Raw genomic sequence first — 23,590 nt, forward strand, 5'->3', positions numbered from 1 at the left:
CTAACGTGACCGTGCCCGGCGGGGTCTACTGTCCGCCGCGGCGGACAGGCTGTGCGGTGTTGACGGTATGGATGGCCCGCAGGAGCTTGGCGGGGAAGTACACCGAGAAAAAGACCACCATGGGCGCCTTCAGGGCCATCTTCTTAACGTTGTGGGCCTTGTAGGTGCGGTCGAACCGGGTGACGTAGTACCGGTAGTCGCGGGGGGAATCTTCCAGCCGGCGGGCGGACATGCCGGAAACCATCTGCGGGCAGTACTGGATCTTCAGGTCATTTTCGGCGAGGTGCAGGGACAGATCGATGTCCTCGTGCATCTCGTCCTTTTCGTCGCGGCAGGTTTCACCCCGGATTGTCTCCCAGGCCGAGGACCTCAGGGCCATGTTGGAACCAAAGAGGAAATGGTACTGGTGTTTGGCCAGCTTCAGCATGAGCTGGCGCATTTTATCGTCGGCCTTTAGGCCGAAACGCCGCATGGGCATGTCGTAGTACACCACGGGTCCGGTGGCTGCCTGGACGGACGGGTCGAGAAATGCTTTCTGGACCTGCTCCACCCAGTCAGGCTCCACCACCGAGTCGGCGTCGATCCTGCCCAGGACGTCACCGGTGGCGTTGTCCAGGCCGAAGTTCCGGGTGGGGATGAGCCCCTGTTCCTTATCCTGGCTCAGCAGGATGATAGGACTTTCCGGGTACTCGAGCTGCATCTGGCGCACAATACGGGCTGTGCGGTCCTTGGACAGGTTGTCCACCACCAGGATTTCGTGCGCGGGGACGGACTGGTAGATGGCAGCAATGAGGCACTGCCGGATGACGCTCTCCTCGTTATACGCCGGGATGACGATGGACACGCGGGGCAGGTGTGCTGCGTCGTTCAAGGCATCCCCAGAGGATTGTTCGGCTGACATCAGTTCAAATCTAGCATCGACCCACCGCCCGCCCCGGGACGGCGTGGATCCCGGGTACAGGAAAGGGCCCCGCCCTTTGGAGGCGGAGCCCTGTCCTGTCGGTGCCCGAAGCGGTGGGTCAGGACTGGGTGGTGCCCTTGTCCCCGCTGCTGATGTTGGACGCAATGTTCTTGGTGGCGGTCTTTGCATCGGTGGCTGCCGTTGATGCGCCCTCCGAAACATCCTCAGCCACGTGCTTGGCCTTCTCGCCGGTCTCCTCCGCCTTGTCCCCGGCTGCTCCGGCAACTGTTGCGGCTGCCTCCCCGGCTTTCTCCGTGGCGTCGGCTGCGGTTTCCTTGACCTCGTTCACCGTGGTGGCGGGAACAGGAGCGGGCGTGGGCGTCACCGGGGAGGGCGTCTTCCACGGGTCTTCCACCGGCTTGGATGCCTTCCAGGCTGCGACGCCGGCGGCAACGGCAGCTGCAATGACCCCAAAGACGAGCCAGCCGCGCTTCTTCGGTTTTTCCGGCTCGGCAAGCTGGATGCCCACCGTACGTCCAGCCTGCGTGGCCGCCGCCTTCAGCTGGGTGCCCTTGGCCTGCGCCTGCTCCTGGAGGGCGTGAATGATGCCTACATCGCCGAGCTTCTGCGCCACGGCGTCGACGTGCGCCGGCGTGCTCTCAAGAGTGCGGTGGACCGCGTCAGAGGCATGGCCGATCTGGTCAGACAGGCGGGGCAGGTACTCAACCACCACCCGGTCGCGGGCGTTCAGGAGAACCGGGGTGGCCTTATCCAGTGCCTCATGCAGCTTGGGGGATGCGCCCTCGACGGCATCGTTGATCCTGGGTGCCAGGTGTGCCAGGCCGTCCTGGATGCGCGGAGTCACAGTGGCTACCCCGTCTGCCGCTTTGTGTGCGGCGGACTTGAGGCCTTCCTGGATCTTGGGAGATGCGGTATCCAGGCTGTGCTGCAGCATGTCCACGGCTGCTTCCACACGGGGGGCTGCCCAATCCCTGGCATTCTCTACGGCGCTGGTGACTGACTGCTCAAGGTCACGGGCAATACGATCCGATTTCTTCACAACTACCTCCCGATTAATGTGACGGTTCTGTGGTTAGCCTACGTGGCATGGTGTTCACCCGCTATTCTCCCTGCGGATTTTAGGCGGATTTCACCGAGCGCGGAACTGTCCGCCCAGCCAGCTCCACCCGGGACCGCCGTGAAAGAATGGGGCCTATGACTGCCATCGCAACAGCAAAAGCAACCATCCACACGAGCCTCGGCGACATCGTCGTCAACCTCTTCGGCAACCACGCACCGAAGACCGTCAAGAACTTCGTCGGCCTCGCCACGGGCGAGCAGGCATGGACCCACCCCGAAACGGGCGAAGACAAGACCGGCACCCCGCTCTACAACGGGACCATCTTCCACCGCATCATCAAGGATTTCATGATCCAGGCCGGCGATCCGCTGGGCCGTGGCACGGGTGGCCCCGGCTACCGTTTCGACGACGAAATCCACCCCGAGCTCAGCTTCAACCAGCCCTACAAGCTGGCCATGGCCAACGCCGGCATCCAGATGGGCAAGGGCACCAACGGTTCCCAGTTCTTCATCACCACCATCCCCACGGACTGGCTGCAGGGCAAGCACACCATCTTCGGTGAAGTTGCGGACGACGAATCCAAGAAGGTCGTAGACGCCATCGAGGGTGTCCGCACCGGCATGGGCGACCGCCCCGTTGAGGACGTCACCATCAACAGCATTGATATCGAACAGCTGTAATAACGGTCCATGAGTTACGGAATTCCGTCGGCTGAGCCGTCCGCGCAGGTTCCTGTGTGCCCACGGCACCCGGACCGGCCCTCCTACGTGCGCTGCCAGCGGTGCGGGCGCCCTGCGTGCCCCGATTGCCAGCGGGCGGCCGCCGTCGGATTCCAATGCGTTGACTGCGTCAACGAGGCACAACGCACGACGCCGGAAGTACGGACCGTCTATGGCGGCGCCGTGGCCACCGGCAAACCCATGGTGACGTTCGGGATCATCGCCGCCTGTGCAGTCCTTTACGTCCTGCAATGGGTCATCCCGTCGGATGCCGTCTTCCGGAACCTTGCGTTCGCATCTGTCTATGCCACCCCGGAGTACGGGGCATTCGAACCGTGGCGGATGCTTACCGCGGCGTTCCTGCACTCCCAGGGGTTCATTCTCCACATTGTGCTGAACATGTACATGCTGTGGATTTTCGGCCAGGCACTTGAGCCGCTCCTGGGCCGCGTGCGGTTCCTTGCCGTTTATCTGCTCTCGGCCATTGGCGGTTCAGTGGGCTACCTTGCCCTGACGCCGATCCTCCCGCCTGGAGGCCCGGTGGGGGTGGTTGGTGCGTCTGGTGCCATCTTCGGACTCTTCGGCGCAATGCTTCTGGTGCAGCGCCAGCGTGGCGGTGACACCCGTCAGCTGTGGGTCTTGATCGCCATCAATGGCGTGATAGGTTTCCTGATCCCCCAGATTGCCTGGCAGGCCCACCTTGGCGGACTCATCACCGGCGCGCTGTGCGCAGCCGTGGTGGCCTATGCCCCACGTGGCCGGCGGCAGGGGCTTCTCCAGGCTGCCGGGCTTCTGGCCGTCCTTGTGCTCCTGATAGCCGTCAGCTGGGTCAGGGTATCCCTGTAGCCCTCCGATGACTTGCGGCAGTGGCCGCAGACCAAGAAGACCCCGGCGTCCTGAGGACGTCGGGGTCCTTCTTTTCCACAGGGCTTATCCACAATGTTGGTAACTTACACGCCTGTAGTTCGACCTGCAGCAGGACCAAAGTCCCGGAACGGCGGGCTGTTTCCCCAGAAAACGTCGTTTTTCTCCACACCTGTGGAAAACTTCTGGGGAAATGGGTGTGCTTAAGTGGACAACCGCCCTTCTCCAGGGCCTTCTGTGGATAACAAGGGCAAATCGGCCTTGATCCGGCTGTGGACGCCCCTCGTGGCGCCTGCTATCAACAACGTTATGCACACTGTTAATAAACAACAGCGGTGTAGTTTTAGGCCTTCCGCAAGGCTGGTTCGCAGCACCCGGGCCACGAACGCCTTCTCCCGCGCAAGAAGTATCCACACCTGTGGATAACTTGTGGGTATCGCGATGTTGGTAAGTGGATAAGCTTCACTTGATCACCGTTTGGCGCACTATCGCTTTTTTCCACAGGAGAGTCAATGACCCCGACCACCAAGCACATCTTCCTCGATAAACAGCACCCCGTGCTGTGGCGGGCACTGAATGGACTGGGGCTCAAGCTCAAGGAAGCGGCTCAGGAAGCGGGTATCGACACAAGGACGATGGAACTCCTGAACGTGCGCATATCCCAGCTCAACGGCTGCGCCTACTGCCTGGACCTCCACGTGAAGGAAGCAGTCGAGGCCGGCGAAACACACCAGAGGCTGGCTGTACTACCTGCCTGGCGTGACACGTCATTGTTCACCGAGAAGGAGCGCGCTGCCCTGGCACTGGTGGAAACCATCACGGAACTGCCCGGGCACAACGTGCAGGAGCATGAGGAAGGTTTCGCCAGGAAACACCTCACGGAGGAGGAATTCTCGGTGGTCAGTTGGCTGGCCATCACCATGAATGCCTTCAACCGCATCTCGATCACCAGCCACCACCCGGTCCGCCGGAAACGGTAGTCACGCCGGAAACGGTAGTCACAGAGCCACCGGTTATCCACAGGTCTTCCACATTGTTAATAACCGCATCCGCGGTGCCAGTTTGGACTGGGGGCAGGGTGGCGGTGCTGCGAACGAAGCGGCGGCCGTGAGCTTCCGGTCCTTATCCACAGTGTGGATAACTTTCCCAACAGCTGGGGAAAAGCCCCTCCGCGTGGATGTCAGGCCGGCCAGACTCCGGAGGAGCCACGCCGGTGGCTCCCCACCAAGTGGGTGTCCACCATGCCGATGGCTTCCATCAGGGCAAACATGGTGGTGGGCCCGACGAAGGCGAAGCCCCTTTTCCTGAGGGCCTTGGAGAGGGCGATGGATTCCGCCGACTGGGTAGGAACGTCTGCGTGGACCTCGGGGCGTGGTGTGACTGCAGGCTGGAACTGCCAGACGAAGTCCACCAGGCCGCCGTCCTGCCGCAATGCCACGGTAGCCCGGGCATTCTTTACGGCAGCCTGGATTTTCATCCGGTTCCTTACGATGCCCGGGTCCTGCATGAGCCGCTCAACGTCATGTTCGGTGAACAAGGCAACAGCATCAGGGTCGAAGCCGATGAAGGCGGCCCGGAAGGCCGGGCGTTTGCGCAGGATGGTTGCCCACGAAAGGCCGGCCTGGAATCCCTCGAGGCAGATGCGTTCGTAGAGGCCCTGTTCGTCCCGAACGGGAAGGCCCCACTCGTTGTCGTAATAATCCCGCATCAGGGGATCGGTGGACGCCCAGGCCGGGCGGGCCAGTCCGTCCGGGCCCACCAGGACACCGGATGGGTCAGGCGCCATGCTTTTATGAACGCCAGCGGGTGGTCATCAGGAACCCGATGATGGCGATCCCGAAGCCGGCGACGATGTTCCACGACTCCCATGCCTGGACGGGATAGCGTCCTTCGCTGATGTAGAACGTGATGATCCAGAAGAGGCCGATAATCATCAGTCCGAACATGACCGGCTTGAACCAGACCGGGTTGGGCTTGTACGTCTGGGAAGAAGCCGGCTGGGCGGTGCTGGCAGTCTTCTTGCGAGGCTTTGACTCGGGCACTGGCTCTCCTTGGCGGGCTGGGCAAGCTCGGCGTTCCGGGCTTGATATCCTGCAAGAAGGAAATTGCCAGCGGTCCGCGCGATCTTGGTCAAGTCTGGATTCTTACTAGCAGCCAATTCTAGCCGCAGTTCAGGGGCCGCCGGTGCCCGTCGGAACCGCCCGGAGGAGAACGCGTGGTATTGCAGGAGAAGGCGAGGCAAGCTGCTGCGCCGCCTGCCGGCGTCGTAATACTGCGCGGGGCTGTGCAAGTGGTTGGCGAGCTGCTCATCACCGCCGGGATCATCCTTCTCCTGTTTGTCGCCTGGCAGCTGTGGTGGACCAATGTTGAATCGGACGCCAAACAGACAGAGGTCATCAAGGAATTCGCGCAGGACCTTGCCGGTGCTCCCCCGGCCGCGGCGGATGCAGCGGCGCCGCCCGCCGGGGAGGACTTCGGTGAGCCCGTGGTGGCAACCGCTCCGGCCCATGCAGGGACCATCGGCATCATGTACATTCCGCGGTTCGGTCCGAACTACACCCGGCCGATCGTCCAGGGAACCACCAGCGACGTACTGGATACCTTGGGGCTGGGACATTATGGGACTACCGCCATGCCGGGGGCGGTAGGGAATTTTGCGGTCGCGGGCCACCGGCAGACCCACGGTGCCGTCCTGGACAATATCCACACCCTGGTCCCCGGGGACAAGATCTACGTCCAGACCAGGGACGGCTATTACGTCTACGTCTTCCGGAACAACCAGATCGTCATGCCCTCGCGCACCGATGTCCTGGAGCCGGTGCCCACCAGGCCCGGTGCCACCCCCACCGAAAGATTCCTGACCATGACAAGCTGCAACCCACGCTTCGGGGCCGAGGAACGCATCATTGCCTACGCACTGCTGGACAGCTGGCGTCCCGCCTCGGCCGGCCCGCCGCCGGAAATAGCAGCCCAAGTGGCTGCAGCGATCGGAAAGGGCTGAGCATGTACGGCTGGATCTTCCGCCATCTTCCCGGCCCGCTGTGGCTCCGGATCTTCACCTCATTGGTGCTGATTGCCGCCGCACTGGTATTGATGGTTCAGTTCCTTTTTCCCTGGATGTCCGAGTACACCCAATTCACCGACTCAACGATTGGTTCAGCAGACCGGCCATGACCACAACCAAGATCCTCGTGGTGGATAACTACGACAGCTTCGTCTACACCCTGGTGGGCTACCTCCAGGAACTCGGCGCGGAAACCACCGTGGTCCGCAATGACGACGTCACCCTGGCGGAAGCCATTGAACTGGCGAGTACCCGGGATGGCGTCCTCATCTCTCCCGGTCCGGGAAACCCCGCGGAGGCCGGGGTGTGCATTGACCTGATCAGGTGGTGCGGCGAGAACAGCGTGCCCATGTTCGGAGTCTGCCTGGGGCACCAGGCCCTGGCGGAGGCCTTCGGCGGCAAGGTGACGCACGCGCCGGAACTCATGCACGGCAAGACCTCGCAGGTCCAGCACATTGGCACGAGTGTCTTCGCCGGGCTTCCCTCCCCCGTCACCGCCACGAGGTATCACTCGCTGGCCGCCGTCCGGGAATCGATCCCGGACGTCCTGGAAGTCACGGCAGAGACTGCATCCGGTGTGGTGATGGGACTCCAGCACCGCACTGCACCACTGTGCGGCGTGCAGTTCCACCCCGAGTCCGTGCTGACCGAGGGCGGCTACCAGATGCTCGGCAACTGGCTTGAGTCGCTGGGCATGAAGGGCGCGGCAGCCCGCGCTGCCAAGCTGAGCCCGCTCATCCAGCACTGACTGGGCCTACAGCAGCCCCTTCTTTGAGGGCGTTGGGGTAGGCGTCGGTGTCGGCGTTGGCGTGGGGCTCGGCGGTGGTGGCGGCGCCTTCGCCACCACAATCGTGACAGTCGCCCCCTGCTCGACGGCGGCGTTCACGGGTTCGTTTTGGTCCGTCACCCTGCCGGGCTCCACCTGTGCGTTTTCGGCCTCGGTTACCGCCGGGACCAGGCCCAGTTCCTTGAGGGCCGCCTCGGCTTCCTCACGGGTACGGCCTCGCAGTTCGGGCACCGCCACCTTGCCCGTGGACACCACCAATTCAACGCTGGTTCCCACTCCCACCTTCTGCCCGGGGGCAGGACTGGTGGTGATGACGATTCCGGCAGGAACGGTGGCGCTGTTGGCCGTAGTAGTGGACGGTGCGCCCACCAGTCCATTTTGGCGCAGGATATCCCTGGCCGCGGCTTCGGTCATCCCCGGAAGGTTCTCCGGGATCATGACCGCGCTGGGTCCCTCCGAGATGTTCAGGACCACTTCCGCCCCGGGGTCCAAGGAGGCACCTGACGCAGGGTCGGTGCCGATGGCTGTTCCCTTGGCAACGGTGTCGTGCTGTGACCGGACGATCCGCGGCTTCAGGTCGGCGTTGTACAGTTCCTGCAGCGCTGCAGACTCAGTCATGGACACCACTGCGGGAACCTGGACTTTGGGCACTGCCGGGGCAGGGCGGTTGATGATGCTGTAAAGCCAGAGTGTTCCACCGGCCAGGACCAGCAGGGTGAAGAGCACCAGCGTAGTGATCCAGGCACGACGGCGGGACTTCTGCCGGGGGCTCCGCTCACGTTCCGGAGGCAATCCCAGGGGCAGGGCATCTGCGGGTGCGTCATCGTCGCCGGCCACAAGGGGGTAGGCAGTTCCGCGGCGGGTGGCGTCCAAACGGCCGGTGGGGGCCTCATCCACGAAACCGGCGGCGCCGGCGGCGGCGAAGGCCTCAGTGGCTGGAGCGGACGGGGCAGGGACATGGTCGTTCGGGTCTGTTGGCGCTTCGGAGGCTGCCAGTGCTGGTACTGGAACCCCTGAACGGGCAGCGCGCAGGGCACGGCGGAAGGCAGCCGCATCCTGGAAGCGGTCCTCGCGGTTCTTCTGCAGGGCCTTTGCCAGGACACTGTCCAGGGCTGGCGTTACCTGCGGATTGAGGCTGCTGGCCGGCTCCGGAATTTCACGGACATGCTGGTACGCCACGGACACGGGACTGTCCCCTACGAACGGCGGCCGCGACGTGAGCATTTCGTACAGCAGGCAGGCTGCGGAGTACAGGTCGCTGCGCGCATCAACCGTTTCGCCCCGTGCCTGCTCAGGGGACAAATACTGTGCTGTGCCCACCACGGCCTGGGTCTGGGTCATGGTTGCCGAGGAGTCGGCGATGGCCCGGGCGATGCCGAAGTCCATCACTTTCACCGAGTTGGTGCCCTCGCAGTACATGACGTTGGCCGGCTTGATGTCCCGGTGGACGATTCCCGCCTTGTGGCTGTACTCAAGGGCTCCCAGGACGCCCAGGCAGTAGTCGATTGCCTGGTCAATCGTGACGTCGTGGGCGCGGATCAGGTCGCGGATGGTCTTGCCCTCCACGTACTCCATGACGATGTAAGGGACCCGGACGTTTTCCTCCGAGCCGTCATGGATGAGGTGTTCGCCCGTGTCGTATATGGCAACGATGGAGGAATGGTTGAGGGCAGCCACCGCTTGCGCTTCCCGCTTGAACCGTGCCTGGAACTGCGGGTCACGGGCCAGGTCGGCGCGCAGCAGCTTGATGGCCACGGTCCGCCCCAGTCTCGTATCGGTACCCCGGTAGACGTCCGCCATCCCGCCACGGCCGATCAGGCCGCCCAGCTCGTAGCGGCCGCTCAGGACGCGGCGGTTATCCACCGGGAGGCTGTCCTCCCGGTGCAGCGGTGTTCGCGGTGACTCGTTCACTGGCTGTCCCGGCAGCTACGGCTTGCAGGTGGGCGGGGCGCCGGGCAGTTCACCGTCAGCGCAATCGGGCAGGGATGATTCCGCGGTGGGTACGGCCACAGCAGTGGTGGTGGGTGACGGGGGTGCCGGAGCGGTGGTGGTAGGCGCGGGCGGCGCCACTGCATAGACCACTGTGATGGGGGATCCCACGGGAACCAGCCCGGTGGGATTCAGTTCCAGGACCCTGCCCGGGGCCGCGGCAGTGCTTTCCTGCGGAACAACTGTCACGGCGAGTCCCAGTGCCGCGAGTTCTGCCTGGACCTGCCGGTAGTCCTTTCCAAGGTAAGCCGCCGGGATCACGTTCACCGTCTCCTGGGTGGGAGTGGGGGTCGGTGTGGACCGCGTCTGGGTGGGGGTGGCGGACTGGGTGGTCCTGGTGGGGCTCGCGCTGCTCGTCTGCGGGCTGCTGGTGGTCGCTCCCGACGTGGGGTCGTCCGAGGGAAAGAGGACTCCCCGCTGGCTGAGGAAGAAGCCCACCAAGGCGAACAGAAGGAGCAGGATCAGGGCGATCAGCGGCCACGTCCAGGGGCTGCGTCCCTTCCGCTGGGGCTCGTCGGCGGGCTCGTCGTCGTACGTTGTTTCTTCCGGAATCCATTTGCGCTCGGCAGCGAGTGCGTTGGCCCGGGCAAGCGCTCCCTGGCGGCCCTCGGCATCGGCGGCGGCAGCGCCCGCCGCCGCCCCTGCTGCGGCACCTGCCGCACCCGCGCCCAGCACCGGCAGGGCAGAGGTAGGCGTTGGGGAAGACTCCTGCTGTGTCCCGATGACGCCGGTGGGCGCGGTGGCTGTATCCACGGGGGCGGTGACCGGGCCGGTTCCGGTGTCGAAGAGGAGCATTCCCGGCACCGCGGCGTGCGCGGCTTTGATGTCACCGTTGCGGATGGCCTCAGCGGCCTCGGCGAGCTTGATCGCGTTTTCCGGCCGGTTCTTGGGGTCCTTGGCAAGCATGGACATGAGGAGTGCACGCACCGGAGTGGGAAGCGTCTCCGGCAGGGGCGGCGGAGCATCGTTGACCTGGGCCAGGGCGATAGCGATCTGGGATTCGCCGGAGAAGGGGCGGTGTCCGCTCAGGCACTCATAGCCGATGACGCCAAGGGAGTAGATGTCCGAGGACCCCGTGGCGGTTTGGCCGGTAGCCTGCTCAGGAGCGAGGTATTGGGCCGTTCCCATGACCTGTCCGGTCTGCGTAAGCGGCACCTGGTCGGCGAGGCGGGCAATGCCGAAGTCGGTGACTTTCACCCGTCCGTCGGGCGTGATCAGGAGGTTGCCGGGCTTCACGTCACGGTGCACCAGGCCCTGGGCGTGGGCGACGGCGAGGGCGCGGGCAGTCTGGGCGATGATGGACAGCGTGCGGTCCGGGGACAGGACCTGCTCGTGTTCGATGATGCTGCTCAGCGGCTGGCCGGGCACCAGTTCCATGACCAGGTAGGCGGAGCCCTCCTCCTCGCCGTAGTCGAACACGTTGGCGATGCCCACGTGGTTCAGGAGCGCGGTGTGGCGGGCCTCAGCGCGGAACCGCTGAAGGAAGCCGGGGTCGCCGGTGTATTCCTCCTTCAGGACCTTGATCGCGACGATGCGTCCCAGGACGAGGTCTTTGGCTTTCCATACCTCACCCATGCCGCCGATCGCGATCCGCGTGGTCAGCTGGAATCTGCCGCCGAGGGTGATTCCGGTTGTAGGCCTCACTTATTCAACACCGCCTCAAAAATTCTCTTCGCGTTCGGACTGGTTAGCTGTGCTCCGGTGGTGATGTCCACGCCCTCCATGACGATGGTGACACCCACCTGCGGGTTGTTTGCGGGGGCAAAGCCGGTGAACCAGGAGTTGTTGGTGCCGTTTCCGAGCTCCGCGGTTCCTGTCTTGCCAGCCACTTGTACGCCCGGCACGGCCGCCCGGTTGGCGATGCCTTCACTCACGGCACTGACCATCCACTCGGTGATCTGGTTGGCGATCTCGGGTGTGGTGGAGGTGCGCAGTTGCTCGGGTTGCGGTTCGTCGATGACGCGCAGGTCCGGCGACCGGAGGGCCTTGATCAGGTTCGGCCTCATCTGCACGCCGTCGTTGGCAATTGCTGCAGTCATCAGCGCAACCTGCAGCGGGGTGGCCCGGACGTCCTTCTGGCCGATGGCGGACTGGGCCAGGCCGGGTGCGTCCAGGTCATCCGGGAATCCGTTGCCCTTGGCGTAGCCGAGCTTCAGCTGGTCTCCCATGTCCTCGCCGAATCCGAACTTTTGGGCCTGCTCGGCGATGGCGTCGCGGCCCAGATCCAGCGCGATGCTGGCAAACGGCGTATTGCAGGACTGCTGGAGCGCGAAGGCGAAGCTGGCCGTGTCCCGGGTGTAGCAGTTGCCGCCCGCGTAGTTGGGCAGCGTGTACTGGATGCCCGGGAACGGCATTTCTGCCGGGTTGGGGAGCACGCTGTCCTTGTTGTACTTTCCTGATGCAAGGGCCGCAGCCGTGTCCACCAGTTTGTAGACCGAACCGGGAGCGAGGAGTTCCCCGGTGGGGCCGCTGACATTCTGGTTGAGGTTGATGCCCGGAACCTTGAGCAGCTCGTTGATGTTGGCGCTCTCGGCGTTGGGGTCCTGCGTTGCGATCAGGTTGGGATCGTAGGACGGCTTGGAAACCATGGCCAGGATGGCACCCGTTTTGGGATTGGTGACCACGATCGATCCACGCTGGCCGTCCGGAATAAGGCTGTAGGCGAGCTGCTGGATTTCCGGATCCAGGGTGAGTTCCACCGAGGCACCCTTGGGCTGGTTGCCCAGGAACAGCTGGCCCACCCGGTCCAGGAACAGCTGGTCCGAGTTCCCGGTGAGGACCTCGCCCATGGACTGTTCCAGCCCCGTGGCACCGAAATTCTGGGAGAAGTAGCCCGTAATTCCGGCGTAGAGCTCCGGCTGCGCATAGGTCCGCTGGAACTTGCAGGTCTCTGAGGCGCCCTCCACCGATTCCGCTACCGGGGAACCGCCCACAATGATCGCGCCGCGGTCGTTGCAGTAGTTCTGGAGGATGGCCCGCTGGTTCCACGGGTTGGCCTTCAGCTCATCCGCGCCCACCACCTGGACATAACTGATGGCGCCAAAGATCAGGGCGAACATGGCGATGGCTGCCACCCATGAGTGCCGTATTGCCTGGTTCACGAATGCTTCACCGCCTCGGTAGGAGTGTCAATGCCCATGGATTCTTCTGCTTCGCCTGGCCGCAATGGCGTTGTGTCCACCGGGCCGCGGGCCGTGTGCGAGATCATCAGGAGCAGGCCAACAATGATCCAGTTGGCGAGCAGCGAAGAGCCGCCGGCCGCCAGGAACGGCGTGGTCAGGCCTGTCAACGGGATGAGCCGCGTGACGCCGCCGATCACCACGAAACACTGCAGTGCCACAGCGAAGGACAACCCGCAGGCCAAGAGCTTGCCGAACGCGTCGCGGGTGCCCAGGGCAGCGCGGAAACCACGGGTAAAGAGCAGCAGGTACATCATGACGACGGCGAAGAGGCCCACCAGGCCGAGTTCCTCGCCGAGGGACGCGATGATCATGTCGCTGTTGGCGAAAGGAACGAGGTCCGGCCTGCCCTGGCCTAGTCCCGTGCCCACCAGGCCCCCGTTGGCCATGCCGAAGAGGCCCTGGACGATCTGTCCGCTGCCGCCGGGTGAGCGGTCGTAGACCTCGGGGGTGAAGGCATTGAGCCAGCCGTCGATGCGGAGTTCCACGTGGGAGAAGACCTGCGCCGCAACGAACCCGCCGCCAAAGATGAGGGCCAGGCCGATCACCACCCAGCTGATGCGGCTCGTGGCGACGTAGATCATCACGATGAACAGCCCGAAGAACAGTACCGAGGAGCCGAGGTCGCGCTGGAAAATCAGCACGCCGATACTGACGAGCCAGGCCGTGATCATGGGGCCCATGTCTTTGAAGCGTGGGAACTGCAGCGGCCCGATCTTGCGGCCCGCCAGCAGGATCAGGTCGCGGTTGGAGGAAAGATACCCGGCAAAGAATATGGCGAGGGTAATCTTGGCAACCTCACCAGGCTGGAAGGTCATGGGACCGAGGCGGATCCAGACGCGGGCGCCCAGGATTTCGCCGGCGCTTATGCCAGGAATCAGCGGCAGGATGAGCAGCAAGGCACTGGCCGCCAGGGAAATAAAGGTGAACCTGCGGAGGATCCGGTGGTCCTTGAGGAACCAGATGACGGCGATTGCCACTGCCATGGCGATCAGGGTCCAACGGAGCTGGTTGTTGCCGGTGTCGTCGCCCGGGGCATCCAAGCGGTGGATCATCGCAAGCCCGAGGCCGTTAAGGGCAACGACCAGGGGAAGTATTACGGGGTCGGCATATTTCGCCCGGAAACGGAGGACACCGTGGAACACCAAGGCCGCTACTGCCAGAAGGCTGGACTGGAACCAGAAGTCTGAATCAAACGCCTTTTCCTGGTCCACTCCCACCAGCATGTTGGCTCCGATGCCCACGGCCAGGGCCAGCAGGAGCAACGCAAGTTCAACGTTGCGCCGAGGTTTGGGGGTAGTGCTGAGTTGGCTCATCGGACCGCCTCACAGGTGACGGTGGGACTGGGTGACGGGGAGGGGCTGGCGGGCGTCGCCGACGCATCAGGGGCTGGTGCGGGAGCAGCCGACTCGGGCGGCGGGGTTGTTCCGGGGGACGGCGACGGGCTTGGGCACTCGTCTTCCGGGGAGGTGCTTCCCGTAAGTTCGAGATTCTTCACGATCCGCTGGGCGTCGTAAAGGTCATTCGCGGGAACCGTCTGGCGGACGCGTTGCTGCGAGAACGGCGGCAGGGAGTCCATCCGGATATCCGTCACGGCTTCCAGGCTGGACAGCTGGATGGGGCCGAGCCGCTGCGAGACGCCGTTATAGATGGCCACGCGGGAATCAAACTCCCCAACGTAGTAACGGGTCTGCGTCCAGGCATAACCGAGCCAGAGTCCCACTGTCAGGACCAGAAGCACCGCTGCCGCGATGGACCATGTCACCCACCGGCGGGGCCTGAGCGGGACCAGGGCATCCTCGTCACTGGCCTGTGGTTCGGCCTTGTGGGTCAGGAGAGTAGCCGCCCGACGGGCCACCGTGCGCCCGGCGATGGTGGGAATGGAGCCCGATTCCGCGGCCGCTGCTGCCGCGCCAACCAGTTCGTGCGGGCGGGAGGAGAGTTCCTCACGCAGGACCTCGGCGGAGAGGTGCTCACCCAGGTGCGGGTCGGTGGAAGCCGGCTCCGCTGTGCCCGTATTGGCGCTGCTCGCGGACGGGTCCGCCGCTTCGGCATCCTTGCCCCGGTTCCCGTGAACTTCGGCATTCTTGTTTTCGGACTTCGATGCGGACGCTTCAACGTCCTTGTCCTTGTCCTTGTCCTTGGACTCTGCCGCGGCTGCGGCCGCAGCGGTAGCGGCTGTGGCACCACCTGTAGAAGGGATGACGTCGACGGCGGCGGTACTGACGTCGTCGGGCGTTTCCTCCACGATTTCCACCATGACCACGGTGACGTTGTCCGGGGAGCCCGCCTCGAGCGTGAGGTCCACCAGGGTTTCCACGCACTCGCGGAGGTCCTTGGTTTCGCGCACCGTCCGTTCCACCGCATGGCCGGCGACGTAGTTCAGGCCGTCGGAGCACAGCAGCCAGCGGTCTCCCGGGCGGACATCAAGGGTGTCGAGATCGAGTTCGGGGCTGGCATCAACATCCCCCAGGACCCGCATCAGGACGTTCTTGTGGGGGTGCGTTTCGGCTTCCTCAGGGCGCAGCCGGCCCTCGTCGATGAGCCGCTGGACGAAGGTGTGGTCAACACTGACCTGTTTGAACTCATCGCCGCGCAGGCGGTAGGCGCGGGAGTCCCCGATATGGGCGAAGTGCAGCTTTCCCTCGGCCAGGAGGAGTGCGGTGACGGTGGTCCCCATGCCCGCGAGCTTGGGGTTTTGATGCACAAGTTCGGAGAGCAGGGAATTGGCCGTCTGGATTTCGTCGGCAAGGACGGTGCCGGCATCGCCGTCATAGTCGCCCCGGTCCAGGTGGATCATGTCCAGGACGGTGGCGGCGGAAGCGACGTCGCCTCCCGCATGGCCGCCCATTCCATCCGCAACGACGGCGAGGTGCCGCCCCACGTAGGCCGAATCGTCGTTCTTGGAACGGATCCGGCCCACGTCGGAGCGCGCGGCGTAGCGCATGATGAGAGGCCGCTGCGCGGGCTGGGGCCCGTTGGCGGGATCTTGCGTGAGAGCCACGGCTATGGCCTCAATTCGATGACCGTCTTGCCGATTCTCACGGGAACCCCTGGCTCAACCGGCAGGGCGCGGGTAAGTTGCTGGTCCGCCAGGTACGTACCGTTCGTGGAGCCGAGATCCTCAATGAACCACCGGCTGCCCTGGGGAAACAGCCGTGCGTGGCGGCCGGAGGCATAGTCGTCCTCCAGGACCAGCGTGGCCTCCTGTGCCCGTCCCAGGAGGATAGGACTCGCGGCCAGCGGAAGGGTGGTCCCCTTGAGCGGGCCCTCGACGACCACCAGCTGGTGGGCCTGCTGCTTTACCGGCTGCGGGGTGGCTTCCGCCAGGTCAGGATTCCTGCGGACCTGGCGCGGGCTGGGGGCGCCGGAGGCTGCCTTGCGCCCCACCATCAGGTCCCGGCGCATGGCTGAAACAATGCTGAAGATCAGCACCCACAGCAGCAGGAGGAAGCCGAAACGCAGGGCTGTGATGGTCAAGTCGCTCATGCGCGGCCACCAGGGCTGGCAGGCAGAAGGCGGAAGATAATTTTTGTCCGTCCCATCGTGATGGTGGAGCCGTCAGTGAGTTCGGTGCTCCCTGACACCTTCTGTCCGTTGACGTAGCTGCCGTTGGTGGAACCCATGTCCACGGCGCTGGTTACGCCGTTGGCAGTGCGGATTTCCAGATGGCGGCGCGAAACGCCGGTGTCTTCAACGTGGATGTCGGCTTCGGATGACCTGCCGAGGACGATTGAGGGGGCGTTAAGGGAGTAGCGCTGGCCGTCGATGTCCAGTACTGGCTGCAGGCGGACAGGCTGCCGGCTGGGGGCTGCGGGAACGTTGGAGCGGGGGGCCTGGCCGCCGGGAGCGTTCTGGGACTTCTCGGTGGAGGACAGAATCTCGAAATCGCCGGCCCGCAGCTCGGCATTCCTGCGGAAGGAAATCCGCACGGAACCCTGGAGCGTGTATCCCTGGCTGCGGACGTGGTTGATCACGACGTCGCAGAGTTCTTCAGCAAGGGGAGTGCCCCATTCCTGGGCCCGCCTGAAGTCCTCATCACTGAGCTGGACGTCAAAGACGTTGGGTACCAGGGTCCGGCCGGCCGCGACCGTCAGGGATTTATGGTCCACTTCGCGGCGCAACCTGCTGGCGATCTCCACTGGTTCAACCTGGGCGCGCGAGCCGGTGGAGAAGACGCCCCGGACAGCCTTTTCAATGCCGCGTTCAACCTTGTCCAGCAGGCCCATGGTTCTTCTCCTTTCCCCCCGTCCGCGGGGCTGTTCTCATTGCGGAACTCCACCTGCAGTGCAGTTCGTAAGTCGGCGGTGTGCCTGCACGCAGCAGCCACCCCTACATCCGATACTACTGGGCACGCCTGTGAATGACCTTAATCAGCAACGCCCGGGGAGTGCCAAAAGTTCAGTCCCAGACGTTCCAAGGCCCGCGGTGTGGGGGTGCGGCGGCGGTCTGTTGCTGCCTGTTCGGGCAGGTCCCATCAATGGCTGACGGAGCCCTGGAACTCCCAATTGGTGTTTTCTGTCCAGTGTCCGTTATGCTTGATCTCGCTGCTTTTACAAGGTCGCGGATCCGGGAAACCGGCCGATGCCGGGTGAAAGAAGTTGCGCGCGAGTGGCGGAACGGCAGACGCGCTGGCTTCAGGTGCCAGTATCCGAAAGGGTGTGGGGGTTCAAATCCCCCCTCGCGCACGCAATCAAGATAGAGCCCCGGTCGAAAGACCGGGGCTCTTCTGTTTAACAACCAGCCCCGGATCCTGGCCTTGTTCGCGCATCCGGCCCTTGAAGGTCCGGATTTGCGCACAAGCTTAGGTTTAGGAGGGGCCGGGATGCGCCCCAAGGCTATGGCCGCGCGGAAGCCTTGAACCGGCGTCGTGAGTTGGCCAAGTGGCTGCGCATGGCAGCCGCCGCGGCAGCTTCGTCGCCGTCGGCAATGGCCTCGGAGATGGAACGGTGCTCCTGGACCACCTGGTCGAAGTGGTCCCGGGCGTAATGTTCGACGCCGGTCATCAGCCGGGTGCGCGGCATCGCGATCATCGTTTGGCCCAGGGCGGCCAGGCAGTCGGAGTAGTAGGGGTTGCCGGAGGCAGCCGCCACGGCACGATGGAACTCGAAATCCGCCTTCATGGCGTGCGCGGGGTGTCCGGCACTGGCCGTGAACTCTTCCAGCGCCGACGTTACAGCCCGCAAGTGGCGCTCGGTGTGGTTGCGTGCAGCCAGCGCTGCGGCCTCGGCTTCCACGCCCATCCGGAATTCCAGCAGGTGCAGGCGGTCTTCCGTGGTGGCCACGGGACGGGCCCCGGGTGCTGGCCGGGGCCCGTCCGACGGCGGCGTGAGGGCGAAGCTGCCGCGCCCGCGTTCAGTCTCCACGAGCCCTTCGGCCTGGAGCCGGGTCAACGCGGCGCGGACAACGGTCCGGCTCACGCCGAAATCGCTGATGAGGGTGTTTTCGCTGGGGAGCTTCTCACCAGGCTGGATAACGCCGTCGACGATGCGGTTGCGAAGGTCGGCGGCGAGGTCCGCGGTCAGGTTCCGGCTCATGGCTTCAAGGTTACGGCTTCAGGGTTACGCGCCGAATTCCACGGACTCGGTGGTCCAGGCGCGTGCCTCGTCGCTGAGAGTGACGCCGAGGCCGGGGCGGTCCGGCACGATCATCCGTCCGTCCTTGGTTTCGAGGCGCTCGTTGAACAGCGGGTCCAGCCAGTCGAAGTGTTCCACCCAGGGTTCGCGCGGGTATGCGGCGGCGAGGTGCAGGTGGATCTCCATGGCGAAGTGCGGGGCGAGGCCCAGTCCGCGCTCGTCGGCCAGGGCAGCGAGGCGGAGGAACTGGGTGATGCCGCCCACCCGGGGTGCGTCGGGCTGGATAATGTCGCAACCGTTGGCGTTGATGAGGCCCTTGTGTTCGGCCACGGAGGCCAGCATTTCGCCGGTGGCAATGGGCGTATCCAGGACGTTCGCCAAGTGGGCGTGGCCTTCGAAGTCGTAGGCATCCAGCGGTTCCTCGATCCAGACAAGGTTGAATTCCTCGAGCTGGCGTCCCATGCGCAGGGCGGTGGCACGGTCCCATTGCTGGTTGGCGTCCACCATCAGCGGGACGTCCCAGCCGATGTGTTCGCGGATGCCGGCCACGCGGCGGAGGTCTTCCTTGCTGTCCGGCAGCCCGACCTTGATCTTGATGCCCCCGATGCCCTCTTCGAGGGACTGGGTTGCACGCGCTTTCACTTCTTCCAAGGTGGCGTTCAGGAAGCCGCCGGAGGTGTTGTACGTCTGGACGGAGTCACGGTACGAGCCGAGGAACTTCGCCAGGGACAGGCCGGCGCGCTTGGCTTTGAGGTCGTAAAGGGCTATGTCGATGGCGGCGAGGGCCTGGGTGGCGACGCCGGACCGGCCCACCGAGGCGCCTGCCCACAGGAGTTTGGTGTAGATCCTGGCGATGTCGTTGGGGTCTTCACCGATGATGCCCTCCGCCACTTCCTTGGCATGGGCGTACTGGGCCGGGCCGCCTGCCCTCTTGGAGTAGCTGAAGCCGACGCCGGTGTGCCCGAGTTCGGTGGTGATCTCGGCGAAGAGGAAGACCACCTCGGTCATGGGTTTTTGCCTGCCGGTGAAGACCTTGGCATCGCTGATGGGAACAGTGAGGGGGAGGCGGGCGGTGGACAGCTTGACGTGCCGGATCAGGTCAACGGGGCTCATGGATTCTCCTAAAGGCGTGCTGGGCTCCTTCGCCCACCTGCTTAGGATATAAGTAGCGAACTTGTATTACAAGTAGGGCGGGTCTGCATTCACCCGGATGCTGCAGCCCGGGATGCGAACTCCCTCAGCCCCGCAACGCGCCCAGGCCGGCAATCAGCGCCTCGAGTCCGAGTTCGAAGGCGGCGTCCGCGGGCCGGGCAGGGGTTCCCCCTGCGGAGGGCGGGGCGGCGCTCCGCACTGCGGCTGTGAAATGGGGGGTCGATTCGGCCATGGAGCCCGAATCGAAGATGTCCTCGGGGGCGGTGACGTCGTACGCGGAGCCGAAAATGAAGGACTCGAGCGCCACAATCGAGGAGATCACTCGCTCCTGGGGGAAGCCGGCGTCGAGGAAGCCCTTGCTGACGGTCTCGTACATCGCCAGTGTCTGCGGCGCATCGGTCACGGGAAGGACCGCGATCACCGGAATCAAGGGTGTGTGCTCGGCGAAAACGTTCCGGTAGCTCCAGGCCCAGCTGCGCACCGCCTCCTCCCACGTGGTTGTTCCGAAGCCCGAGACATCCACAAGTGATGTGAGGTGGTCCTCGACCAGCAGCAGGACGTCCCGTTTGGCGGCAACGTGGTTGTAGAGGGCCGACGGCGCCACGTCCAGTTCCTTGGCCAGGCCCGCCATGGTGAGCCCGTCGTAGCCCTTGCGCTTGATGAGGTCCAGGGCGGCGGCCGTGATCCCCCCTTTGTCCAGGATCGCGGCCGAGGGCCTGCCCGCCCGCCTCTTCTGCCGGCCGGCATCCCCGGACGGGCGCCCCTGCATGGCTGATACTGCCGGCATTCCTGGCCTTTCTTTGGTGGTCCCCAGCATTATTCCATCCGGTACTTCCGGTCCGGGGAGGCAGCGGTTATAGTTCTAATAAATGAATGCCATTCATTTATTGGTTCCCCGTCACCGGAGGGGTCAAAGAGAGGACATCATGCTGAACCTGAACCGCGACGTTGTAGTCGTCGGAGCCGGACCATCGGGACTGACCGCCGCCCGTGAACTGAAGAAGGCCGGCCTCACCGTCGCCGTGCTCGAAGCCCGCGACCGCGTGGGCGGCCGCACCTGGACCGACACCGTGGACGGGGCCATGCTCGAAATAGGCGGCCAGTGGGTCTCGCCGGACCAGACCGTCCTCCTGGACCTCCTCCAGGAGCTGAACCTGCAAACCTACCCCCGCTACCGTGAGGGCCAGTCGATGTACATCGGCAGGGACGGCATCCCGGTCCGCTATGCAGGCGGCACCTTCCCCGTGGACCCGGACACCGAAGCGGAGATGAACAAGCTCGTCGCCTTGCTGGACGGCCTCGCGGCGGAGATCGGCCCCACCGAGCCCTGGGCCCACCCCAAGGCACGCGAACTGGACACCATCTCCTTCCACCACTGGCTGCGCAGGCACTCCGGAAACGAGGAAGCCTGCAACAACATCGGCCTCTTCATCGCGGGCGGCATGCTCACCAAACCCGCCCACGCCTTCTCCGCACTCCAGGCGGTGCTCATGGCCGCCTCCGCCGGTTCCTTCACCCACCTCACGGACGAGGACTTCATCCTCGACCGGCGCGTAGTGGGCGGCATGCAGCAGGTGTCGCTGCTGCTCGCGCAGGAGCTGGGGGACGACGTCGTGCTTGATTCCCCGGTGCGCACCATCAACTGGGAGCCGGACGCGGACGGCGGCCACCGCGTCAGCGTCGAATCGGACCAGGCGACGGTCAACGCCCGCTTTGTCATTATGGCGGTCCCGCCCAACCTCTACTCCCGCGTCTCATTCAACCCGCCGCTGCCCCGCCGGCAGCACCAGATGCACCAGCACCAGTCGCTCGGCCTCGTCATCAAGGTCCATGCCGTCTACAGCCGGCCTTTCTGGCGGAACTCCGGTCTCTCCGGCACCTGCTTCGGCGCCGGGTCCCTTGTCCAGGAGGTCTACGACAACACCAACTTCGGTGACACCAGGGGCACCCTGGTGGGCTTCGTATCCGATGAAAAGGCCGACGCCGTCTTCGAGTTGGGTGCCGAAGAACGCAAGCGCGCCATCCTGGAATCCATCGCCGGGTTCCTGGGCGCCGAGGCACTCGAGCCCGAGGTGTACTACGAGTCCGACTGGGGCTCGGAGGAATGGACCCGCGGCGCCTACGCCTCGAGTTACGACCTGGGCGGCCTCCACCGCTACGGCAAGGACCAGCACGCCCCCGTTGGCCCCATCTACTGGTCCTCCTCGGACCTCGCTGCCGAGGGCTACCAGCACGTGGACGGGGCCATCCGGATGGGACGCCTTACGGCTGCCAGGGTCTGCGAAGCCGCGAAGCTGCCGGTTCCCGCGTAGACGGGACGGACGGCTGGATTCTAAGCATGCTTACCAATAGGCTGGCGGGTGGGGAGCGTCCCTGTACGCACACGAACGAAGGTGAGACATGACTGACACCGAGAGCATCAGCAAGGTTACGGACATCATCAACGATTCACGGATCGGGATGCTGACCACGATCAACGAGGAAGGCGCCCTTGTCAGCCGCCCGCTGGCCGTTCAGGACGTGAAGGACGACGGCGACATGTGGTTTTTCACCGGGCTCGGCACCTCGCAGGTGGCCCATGTCCGGGCTGACCCGCGCGTGAACGTTTCCTTTGGCAAGAACACCGAATGGGTGTCCGTGGCCGGCACGGCCGAGGTGGTCACGGACCGGGAGAAGATCCGTGAAATGTGGAACCAGGCTGTTGAGGCGTGGTTCCCGGACGGGCCGGACACTCCCGAAGTGTGCCTGCTCCGCATCGACTCGGACTCCGCGGAGTACTGGACCAGCCCCGGCGGTACCGCCGCGACGGTCTTCCAGTGGGTCAAGTCCAAGGTCACCAACAGCCGCATGAGCGTTGGCGAAAGCGGAACGGTAGAGCTGTAAGAGGCCCCTACCAGCCGGTCAGGGCGCCCAGGACGGCGGGCAGCAGCACGTCGTCCCGGCCCCAGACCGGGTCCAGGACTTCCACATACCAGGAGTCGGCCAGCAGCAGTGCCAGCGATTCGTTGGTTTCATCGGCCCAGTCCCGGATCTGCTCTTCCGTTACGGGGTTCTCGCTGGAACCCAGGACAGTCACCACTTCGCCGCCGTCCACGGTCACCGGGATGGCGGCGTTGCTGGACTCGCCCGGCGCATGGGCCACCGTCACCAGTTCCGTCCGGGCAGAGAGGGCCAGAAGTTCGGCCGCGGTGTCGGCAACGCAAAAGCCGGTGACGTACTCGCGCTGGGCGAGGCCGGCGGACCGCAGCCCAGGCTGGGACTCCTTCGTAAAAAGTCCGGTCCGGTTCAACACAGCGAGCCTGGCGGCGATAGGCGCGGTCTCGGCGTCGTACGTTGCAGCGAGGGTGCCCGGCTGGAACCCGCTGCGCCCCTCAAGCCAGCGGGCAGTCAGCTCACCCGCCGCGGCCAAGGTGGTTGCCTGCCGCCACACACCCCGGTCTTCCAGCAGTCGGCCGAACTGGTCTCGGGTTGGCACTTCGAGGGGATCCATCATTGGATGCTACCGCCGTCGCACTGCCCGTTCCATGCAGGGAGACACGGCAGGTAATGTCCCCGCTACGCCTGCTCCGCCCGGATGCCCGCGGCCTTCTCGGCTGCGGCGAGGGAGGCGTCGAGGCTGGTCACCGCGTCGGGATAGTCCTGGTGCGGCGCCGTGCGCAGCTCGTCAGCCTGGCGCATTGCTTTGATGAAGGCCGAGGTTTCCGGCGTCCGCACATCCGTCAGGGCCGGAAAGTCGATGGAGCATGCCGGGTCCAGTTCGTAGCGGCGCCAGCGCGCAATCAGTTCGTCGTGGCGCTGCTGTGCTTCCTGGTGCGCCGACGCCCGCACCTGCGCGTCCCGGCGATCATTGCGCCACGCCAGGTACCTGGCGCTGCCCCTGTACGCCGCCACGCCCGCAGCCACGCCCGCGCCACTGAGGAAGAGTCCTGCCCACGGCGAAATGAGGGCCGGGATCAGCAGGGCCGGGACGGCCACGCATGAACCCAGGAACACGTCCCAAAAAAGCTGGTCCGAGCGCTCGGGACTGCCCTGTGGTCCAGTAAGGGCGCGGCGGCGGACGACATAAACGGTGGCGGCGACGCTGGCCACCAGCACAAGGCCGCACAAGACAACGGCGCCCGCCCCCTGGAACAGGCTCTGCACCACGGCTTCCAGTACGTCTGACACCTTGCACCTCCAGCGCCGCAGCCGCGGGCCAGTTGCCCCGGCTGGTCCTTCCATTGCACCGTGTTCGCCCCCCCGGGGTCAATGGCCTGGCAGGCGTGGACAGGAAGCCGC

General features: G+C 64.8%; 24 protein-coding genes and 1 tRNA gene. 9 read left to right on the top strand and 16 right to left on the bottom strand.

Features of this window, described 5'->3' with window-relative positions; genetic code table 11:
* Positions 1-25: 25 nt before the first annotated feature.
* Positions 26-901: a glycosyltransferase family 2 protein gene (locus tag ASPHE3_RS00060; protein ID WP_013599177.1), complete on the bottom strand. Its 876-nt coding sequence runs from the start codon at positions 899-901 to the stop codon at positions 26-28.
* Positions 902-1,019: 118 nt separating this feature from the next.
* Positions 1,020-1,961, bottom strand: coding sequence for a hypothetical protein (locus ASPHE3_RS00065; protein WP_013599178.1), 942 nt, complete (start codon positions 1,959-1,961; stop codon positions 1,020-1,022).
* A 155-nt stretch (positions 1,962-2,116) separates the two neighbouring features.
* Here ASPHE3_RS00065 and ASPHE3_RS00070 point away from each other — a divergent pair, with 155 nt between their 5' ends.
* The 3 genes from ASPHE3_RS00070 to ASPHE3_RS00080 all read left to right on the top strand — a co-directional run bounded on the left by ASPHE3_RS00070 (position 2,117) and on the right by ASPHE3_RS00080 (position 4,545).
* Entirely contained in the window at positions 2,117-2,662 is a 546-nt protein-coding gene (locus ASPHE3_RS00070) for a peptidylprolyl isomerase (protein WP_013599179.1), read from the top strand.
* Positions 2,663-2,671: 9 nt separating this feature from the next.
* On the top strand, positions 2,672-3,547 hold the full coding sequence (locus ASPHE3_RS00075; protein ID WP_013599180.1) for a rhomboid family intramembrane serine protease: 876 nt from the start codon (positions 2,672-2,674) through the stop codon (positions 3,545-3,547).
* 530 nt (positions 3,548-4,077) lie between these two features.
* Positions 4,078-4,545, top strand: coding sequence for a carboxymuconolactone decarboxylase family protein (locus ASPHE3_RS00080; RefSeq protein WP_013599181.1), 468 nt, complete (start codon positions 4,078-4,080; stop codon positions 4,543-4,545).
* Positions 4,546-4,745: 200 nt separating this feature from the next.
* On the opposite strand, the gene ASPHE3_RS00085 is transcribed toward ASPHE3_RS00080, so the two are convergent.
* Positions 4,746-5,351 carry a DNA-3-methyladenine glycosylase I gene (locus ASPHE3_RS00085; protein ID WP_013599182.1) on the bottom strand — a complete coding sequence of 202 codons (606 nt, stop codon included), beginning with the start codon at positions 5,349-5,351 and terminating at the stop codon, positions 4,746-4,748.
* A gap of 4 nt (positions 5,352-5,355) precedes the next feature.
* Positions 5,356-5,607, bottom strand: coding sequence for a cell division protein CrgA (locus ASPHE3_RS00090; protein WP_013599183.1), 252 nt, complete (start codon positions 5,605-5,607; stop codon positions 5,356-5,358).
* Positions 5,608-5,780: 173 nt separating this feature from the next.
* On the opposite strand from ASPHE3_RS00090, the gene ASPHE3_RS00095 reads away from it, so the two are divergent.
* Genes ASPHE3_RS00095 through ASPHE3_RS00105 form a run of 3 tightly spaced genes read left to right on the top strand, consistent with a single transcriptional unit; the run spans position 5,781 to position 7,377 of the window.
* Positions 5,781-6,566, top strand: coding sequence for a class E sortase (locus ASPHE3_RS00095; protein ID WP_041651771.1), 786 nt, complete (start codon positions 5,781-5,783; stop codon positions 6,564-6,566).
* 2 nt (positions 6,567-6,568) lie between these two features.
* Positions 6,569-6,739, top strand: a complete 171-nt coding sequence (locus ASPHE3_RS22210; RefSeq protein ID WP_013599185.1) for a hypothetical protein — start codon at positions 6,569-6,571, stop codon at positions 6,737-6,739.
* Positions 6,736-7,377: an aminodeoxychorismate/anthranilate synthase component II gene (locus tag ASPHE3_RS00105; RefSeq protein WP_013599186.1), complete on the top strand. Its 642-nt coding sequence runs from the start codon at positions 6,736-6,738 to the stop codon at positions 7,375-7,377. Before ASPHE3_RS22210 ends, ASPHE3_RS00105 begins: the two co-directional genes overlap by 4 nt.
* A 6-nt stretch (positions 7,378-7,383) precedes the next feature.
* On the opposite strand, the gene pknB is transcribed toward ASPHE3_RS00105, so the two are convergent.
* The 7 genes from pknB to ASPHE3_RS00140 are packed head-to-tail and all read right to left on the bottom strand — an operon-like array spanning position 7,384 to position 16,813.
* Entirely contained in the window at positions 7,384-9,327 is a 1,944-nt protein-coding gene (gene pknB, locus ASPHE3_RS00110; RefSeq protein ID WP_041651773.1) for a Stk1 family PASTA domain-containing Ser/Thr kinase, read from the bottom strand.
* 15 nt (positions 9,328-9,342) lie between these two features.
* Entirely contained in the window at positions 9,343-11,049 is a 1,707-nt protein-coding gene (locus ASPHE3_RS00115) for a serine/threonine-protein kinase (RefSeq protein ID WP_013599188.1), read from the bottom strand.
* Complete coding sequence (locus ASPHE3_RS00120; RefSeq protein WP_013599189.1) at positions 11,046-12,506, bottom strand: peptidoglycan D,D-transpeptidase FtsI family protein; 1,461 nt, start codon at positions 12,504-12,506, stop codon at positions 11,046-11,048. Before ASPHE3_RS00120 ends, ASPHE3_RS00115 begins: the two co-directional genes overlap by 4 nt.
* Positions 12,503-13,900, bottom strand: coding sequence for an FtsW/RodA/SpoVE family cell cycle protein (locus ASPHE3_RS00125; protein WP_013599190.1), 1,398 nt, complete (start codon positions 13,898-13,900; stop codon positions 12,503-12,505). The genes ASPHE3_RS00120 and ASPHE3_RS00125 overlap by 4 nt, the downstream gene beginning before the upstream one ends.
* Positions 13,897-15,531 carry a PP2C family serine/threonine-protein phosphatase gene (locus tag ASPHE3_RS00130; RefSeq protein ID WP_013599191.1) on the bottom strand — a complete coding sequence of 545 codons (1,635 nt, stop codon included), beginning with the start codon at positions 15,529-15,531 and terminating at the stop codon, positions 13,897-13,899. The genes ASPHE3_RS00125 and ASPHE3_RS00130 overlap by 4 nt, the downstream gene beginning before the upstream one ends.
* Positions 15,532-15,590: 59 nt before the next feature.
* Positions 15,591-16,073, bottom strand: a complete 483-nt coding sequence (locus ASPHE3_RS00135) for an FHA domain-containing protein FhaB/FipA (RefSeq protein ID WP_013599192.1) — start codon at positions 16,071-16,073, stop codon at positions 15,591-15,593.
* Positions 16,070-16,813 (bottom strand): FhaA domain-containing protein, encoded by a 744-nt coding sequence (locus ASPHE3_RS00140; RefSeq protein WP_013599193.1) that lies wholly within the window; start codon positions 16,811-16,813, stop codon positions 16,070-16,072. The genes ASPHE3_RS00135 and ASPHE3_RS00140 overlap by 4 nt, the downstream gene beginning before the upstream one ends.
* Before the next feature lie 376 nt (positions 16,814-17,189).
* Here ASPHE3_RS00140 and ASPHE3_RS00145 point away from each other — a divergent pair.
* Positions 17,190-17,272, top strand: a tRNA-Leu gene (locus ASPHE3_RS00145).
* Positions 17,273-17,422: 150 nt separating this feature from the next.
* Here ASPHE3_RS00145 and ASPHE3_RS00150 read toward each other — a convergent pair.
* From ASPHE3_RS00150 to ASPHE3_RS00160, 3 genes are all read right to left on the bottom strand, one after another.
* Complete coding sequence (locus ASPHE3_RS00150; RefSeq protein WP_013599194.1) at positions 17,423-18,121, bottom strand: FadR/GntR family transcriptional regulator; 699 nt, start codon at positions 18,119-18,121, stop codon at positions 17,423-17,425.
* Positions 18,122-18,145: 24 nt separating this feature from the next.
* Positions 18,146-19,273 (bottom strand): L-talarate/galactarate dehydratase, encoded by a 1,128-nt coding sequence (locus ASPHE3_RS00155; protein ID WP_013599195.1) that lies wholly within the window; start codon positions 19,271-19,273, stop codon positions 18,146-18,148.
* Between the two features lie 124 nt (positions 19,274-19,397).
* Positions 19,398-20,099, bottom strand: coding sequence for a TetR/AcrR family transcriptional regulator (locus ASPHE3_RS00160; protein WP_013599196.1), 702 nt, complete (start codon positions 20,097-20,099; stop codon positions 19,398-19,400).
* A 139-nt stretch (positions 20,100-20,238) separates the two neighbouring features.
* Between ASPHE3_RS00160 and ASPHE3_RS00165 the strand changes: the two genes are divergently transcribed.
* Both ASPHE3_RS00165 and ASPHE3_RS00170 read left to right on the top strand, forming a co-directional pair.
* Positions 20,239-21,624, top strand: coding sequence for a flavin monoamine oxidase family protein (locus ASPHE3_RS00165; protein WP_013599197.1), 1,386 nt, complete (start codon positions 20,239-20,241; stop codon positions 21,622-21,624).
* A gap of 88 nt (positions 21,625-21,712) precedes the next feature.
* Positions 21,713-22,195, top strand: coding sequence for a pyridoxamine 5'-phosphate oxidase family protein (locus ASPHE3_RS00170; protein WP_013599198.1), 483 nt, complete (start codon positions 21,713-21,715; stop codon positions 22,193-22,195).
* A gap of 7 nt (positions 22,196-22,202) precedes the next feature.
* Here ASPHE3_RS00170 and ASPHE3_RS00175 read toward each other — a convergent pair whose 3' ends face one another.
* Both ASPHE3_RS00175 and ASPHE3_RS00180 read right to left on the bottom strand, forming a co-directional pair.
* Complete coding sequence (locus ASPHE3_RS00175) at positions 22,203-22,802, bottom strand: DUF6919 domain-containing protein (RefSeq protein WP_041652404.1); 600 nt, start codon at positions 22,800-22,802, stop codon at positions 22,203-22,205.
* 65 nt (positions 22,803-22,867) lie between these two features.
* Positions 22,868-23,479 (bottom strand): hypothetical protein, encoded by a 612-nt coding sequence (locus tag ASPHE3_RS00180; protein ID WP_013599200.1) that lies wholly within the window; start codon positions 23,477-23,479, stop codon positions 22,868-22,870.
* Positions 23,480-23,590: the final 111 nt, after the last annotated feature.

It is taken from the genome of Pseudarthrobacter phenanthrenivorans Sphe3, from assembly GCF_000189535.1.
Lineage (GTDB): Bacteria > Actinomycetota > Actinomycetes > Actinomycetales > Micrococcaceae > Arthrobacter > Arthrobacter phenanthrenivorans.

What these genes read in the sequence shown, in the direction of transcription:
- ASPHE3_RS00060 (WP_013599177.1), bottom strand. Translation starts at nt 901, where the DNA reads ATGTCAGCCGAACAATCCTCTGGGGATGCCTTGAACGACGCAGCACAC.
- ASPHE3_RS00070 (WP_013599179.1), top strand. Translation starts at nt 2,117, where the DNA reads ATGACTGCCATCGCAACAGCAAAAGCAACCATCCACACGAGCCTCGGC.
- ASPHE3_RS00075 (WP_013599180.1), top strand. Translation starts at nt 2,672, where the DNA reads ATGAGTTACGGAATTCCGTCGGCTGAGCCGTCCGCGCAGGTTCCTGTG.
- ASPHE3_RS00080 (WP_013599181.1), top strand. Translation starts at nt 4,078, where the DNA reads ATGACCCCGACCACCAAGCACATCTTCCTCGATAAACAGCACCCCGTG.
- ASPHE3_RS00085 (WP_013599182.1), bottom strand. Translation starts at nt 5,351, where the DNA reads ATGGCGCCTGACCCATCCGGTGTCCTGGTGGGCCCGGACGGACTGGCC.
- ASPHE3_RS22210 (WP_013599185.1), top strand. Translation starts at nt 6,569, where the DNA reads ATGTACGGCTGGATCTTCCGCCATCTTCCCGGCCCGCTGTGGCTCCGG.
- ASPHE3_RS00105 (WP_013599186.1), top strand. Translation starts at nt 6,736, where the DNA reads ATGACCACAACCAAGATCCTCGTGGTGGATAACTACGACAGCTTCGTC.
- ASPHE3_RS00125 (WP_013599190.1), bottom strand. Translation starts at nt 13,900, where the DNA reads ATGAGCCAACTCAGCACTACCCCCAAACCTCGGCGCAACGTTGAACTT.
- ASPHE3_RS00130 (WP_013599191.1), bottom strand. Translation starts at nt 15,531, where the DNA reads ATGCGCTACGCCGCGCGCTCCGACGTGGGCCGGATCCGTTCCAAGAAC.
- ASPHE3_RS00135 (WP_013599192.1), bottom strand. Translation starts at nt 16,073, where the DNA reads ATGAGCGACTTGACCATCACAGCCCTGCGTTTCGGCTTCCTCCTGCTG.
- ASPHE3_RS00140 (WP_013599193.1), bottom strand. Translation starts at nt 16,813, where the DNA reads ATGGGCCTGCTGGACAAGGTTGAACGCGGCATTGAAAAGGCTGTCCGG.
- ASPHE3_RS00150 (WP_013599194.1), bottom strand. Translation starts at nt 18,121, where the DNA reads ATGAGCCGGAACCTGACCGCGGACCTCGCCGCCGACCTTCGCAACCGC.
- ASPHE3_RS00155 (WP_013599195.1), bottom strand. Translation starts at nt 19,273, where the DNA reads ATGAGCCCCGTTGACCTGATCCGGCACGTCAAGCTGTCCACCGCCCGC.
- ASPHE3_RS00160 (WP_013599196.1), bottom strand. Translation starts at nt 20,099, where the DNA reads ATGCCGGCAGTATCAGCCATGCAGGGGCGCCCGTCCGGGGATGCCGGC.
- ASPHE3_RS00165 (WP_013599197.1), top strand. Translation starts at nt 20,239, where the DNA reads ATGCTGAACCTGAACCGCGACGTTGTAGTCGTCGGAGCCGGACCATCG.
- ASPHE3_RS00170 (WP_013599198.1), top strand. Translation starts at nt 21,713, where the DNA reads ATGACTGACACCGAGAGCATCAGCAAGGTTACGGACATCATCAACGAT.
- ASPHE3_RS00175 (WP_041652404.1), bottom strand. Translation starts at nt 22,802, where the DNA reads ATGGATCCCCTCGAAGTGCCAACCCGAGACCAGTTCGGCCGACTGCTG.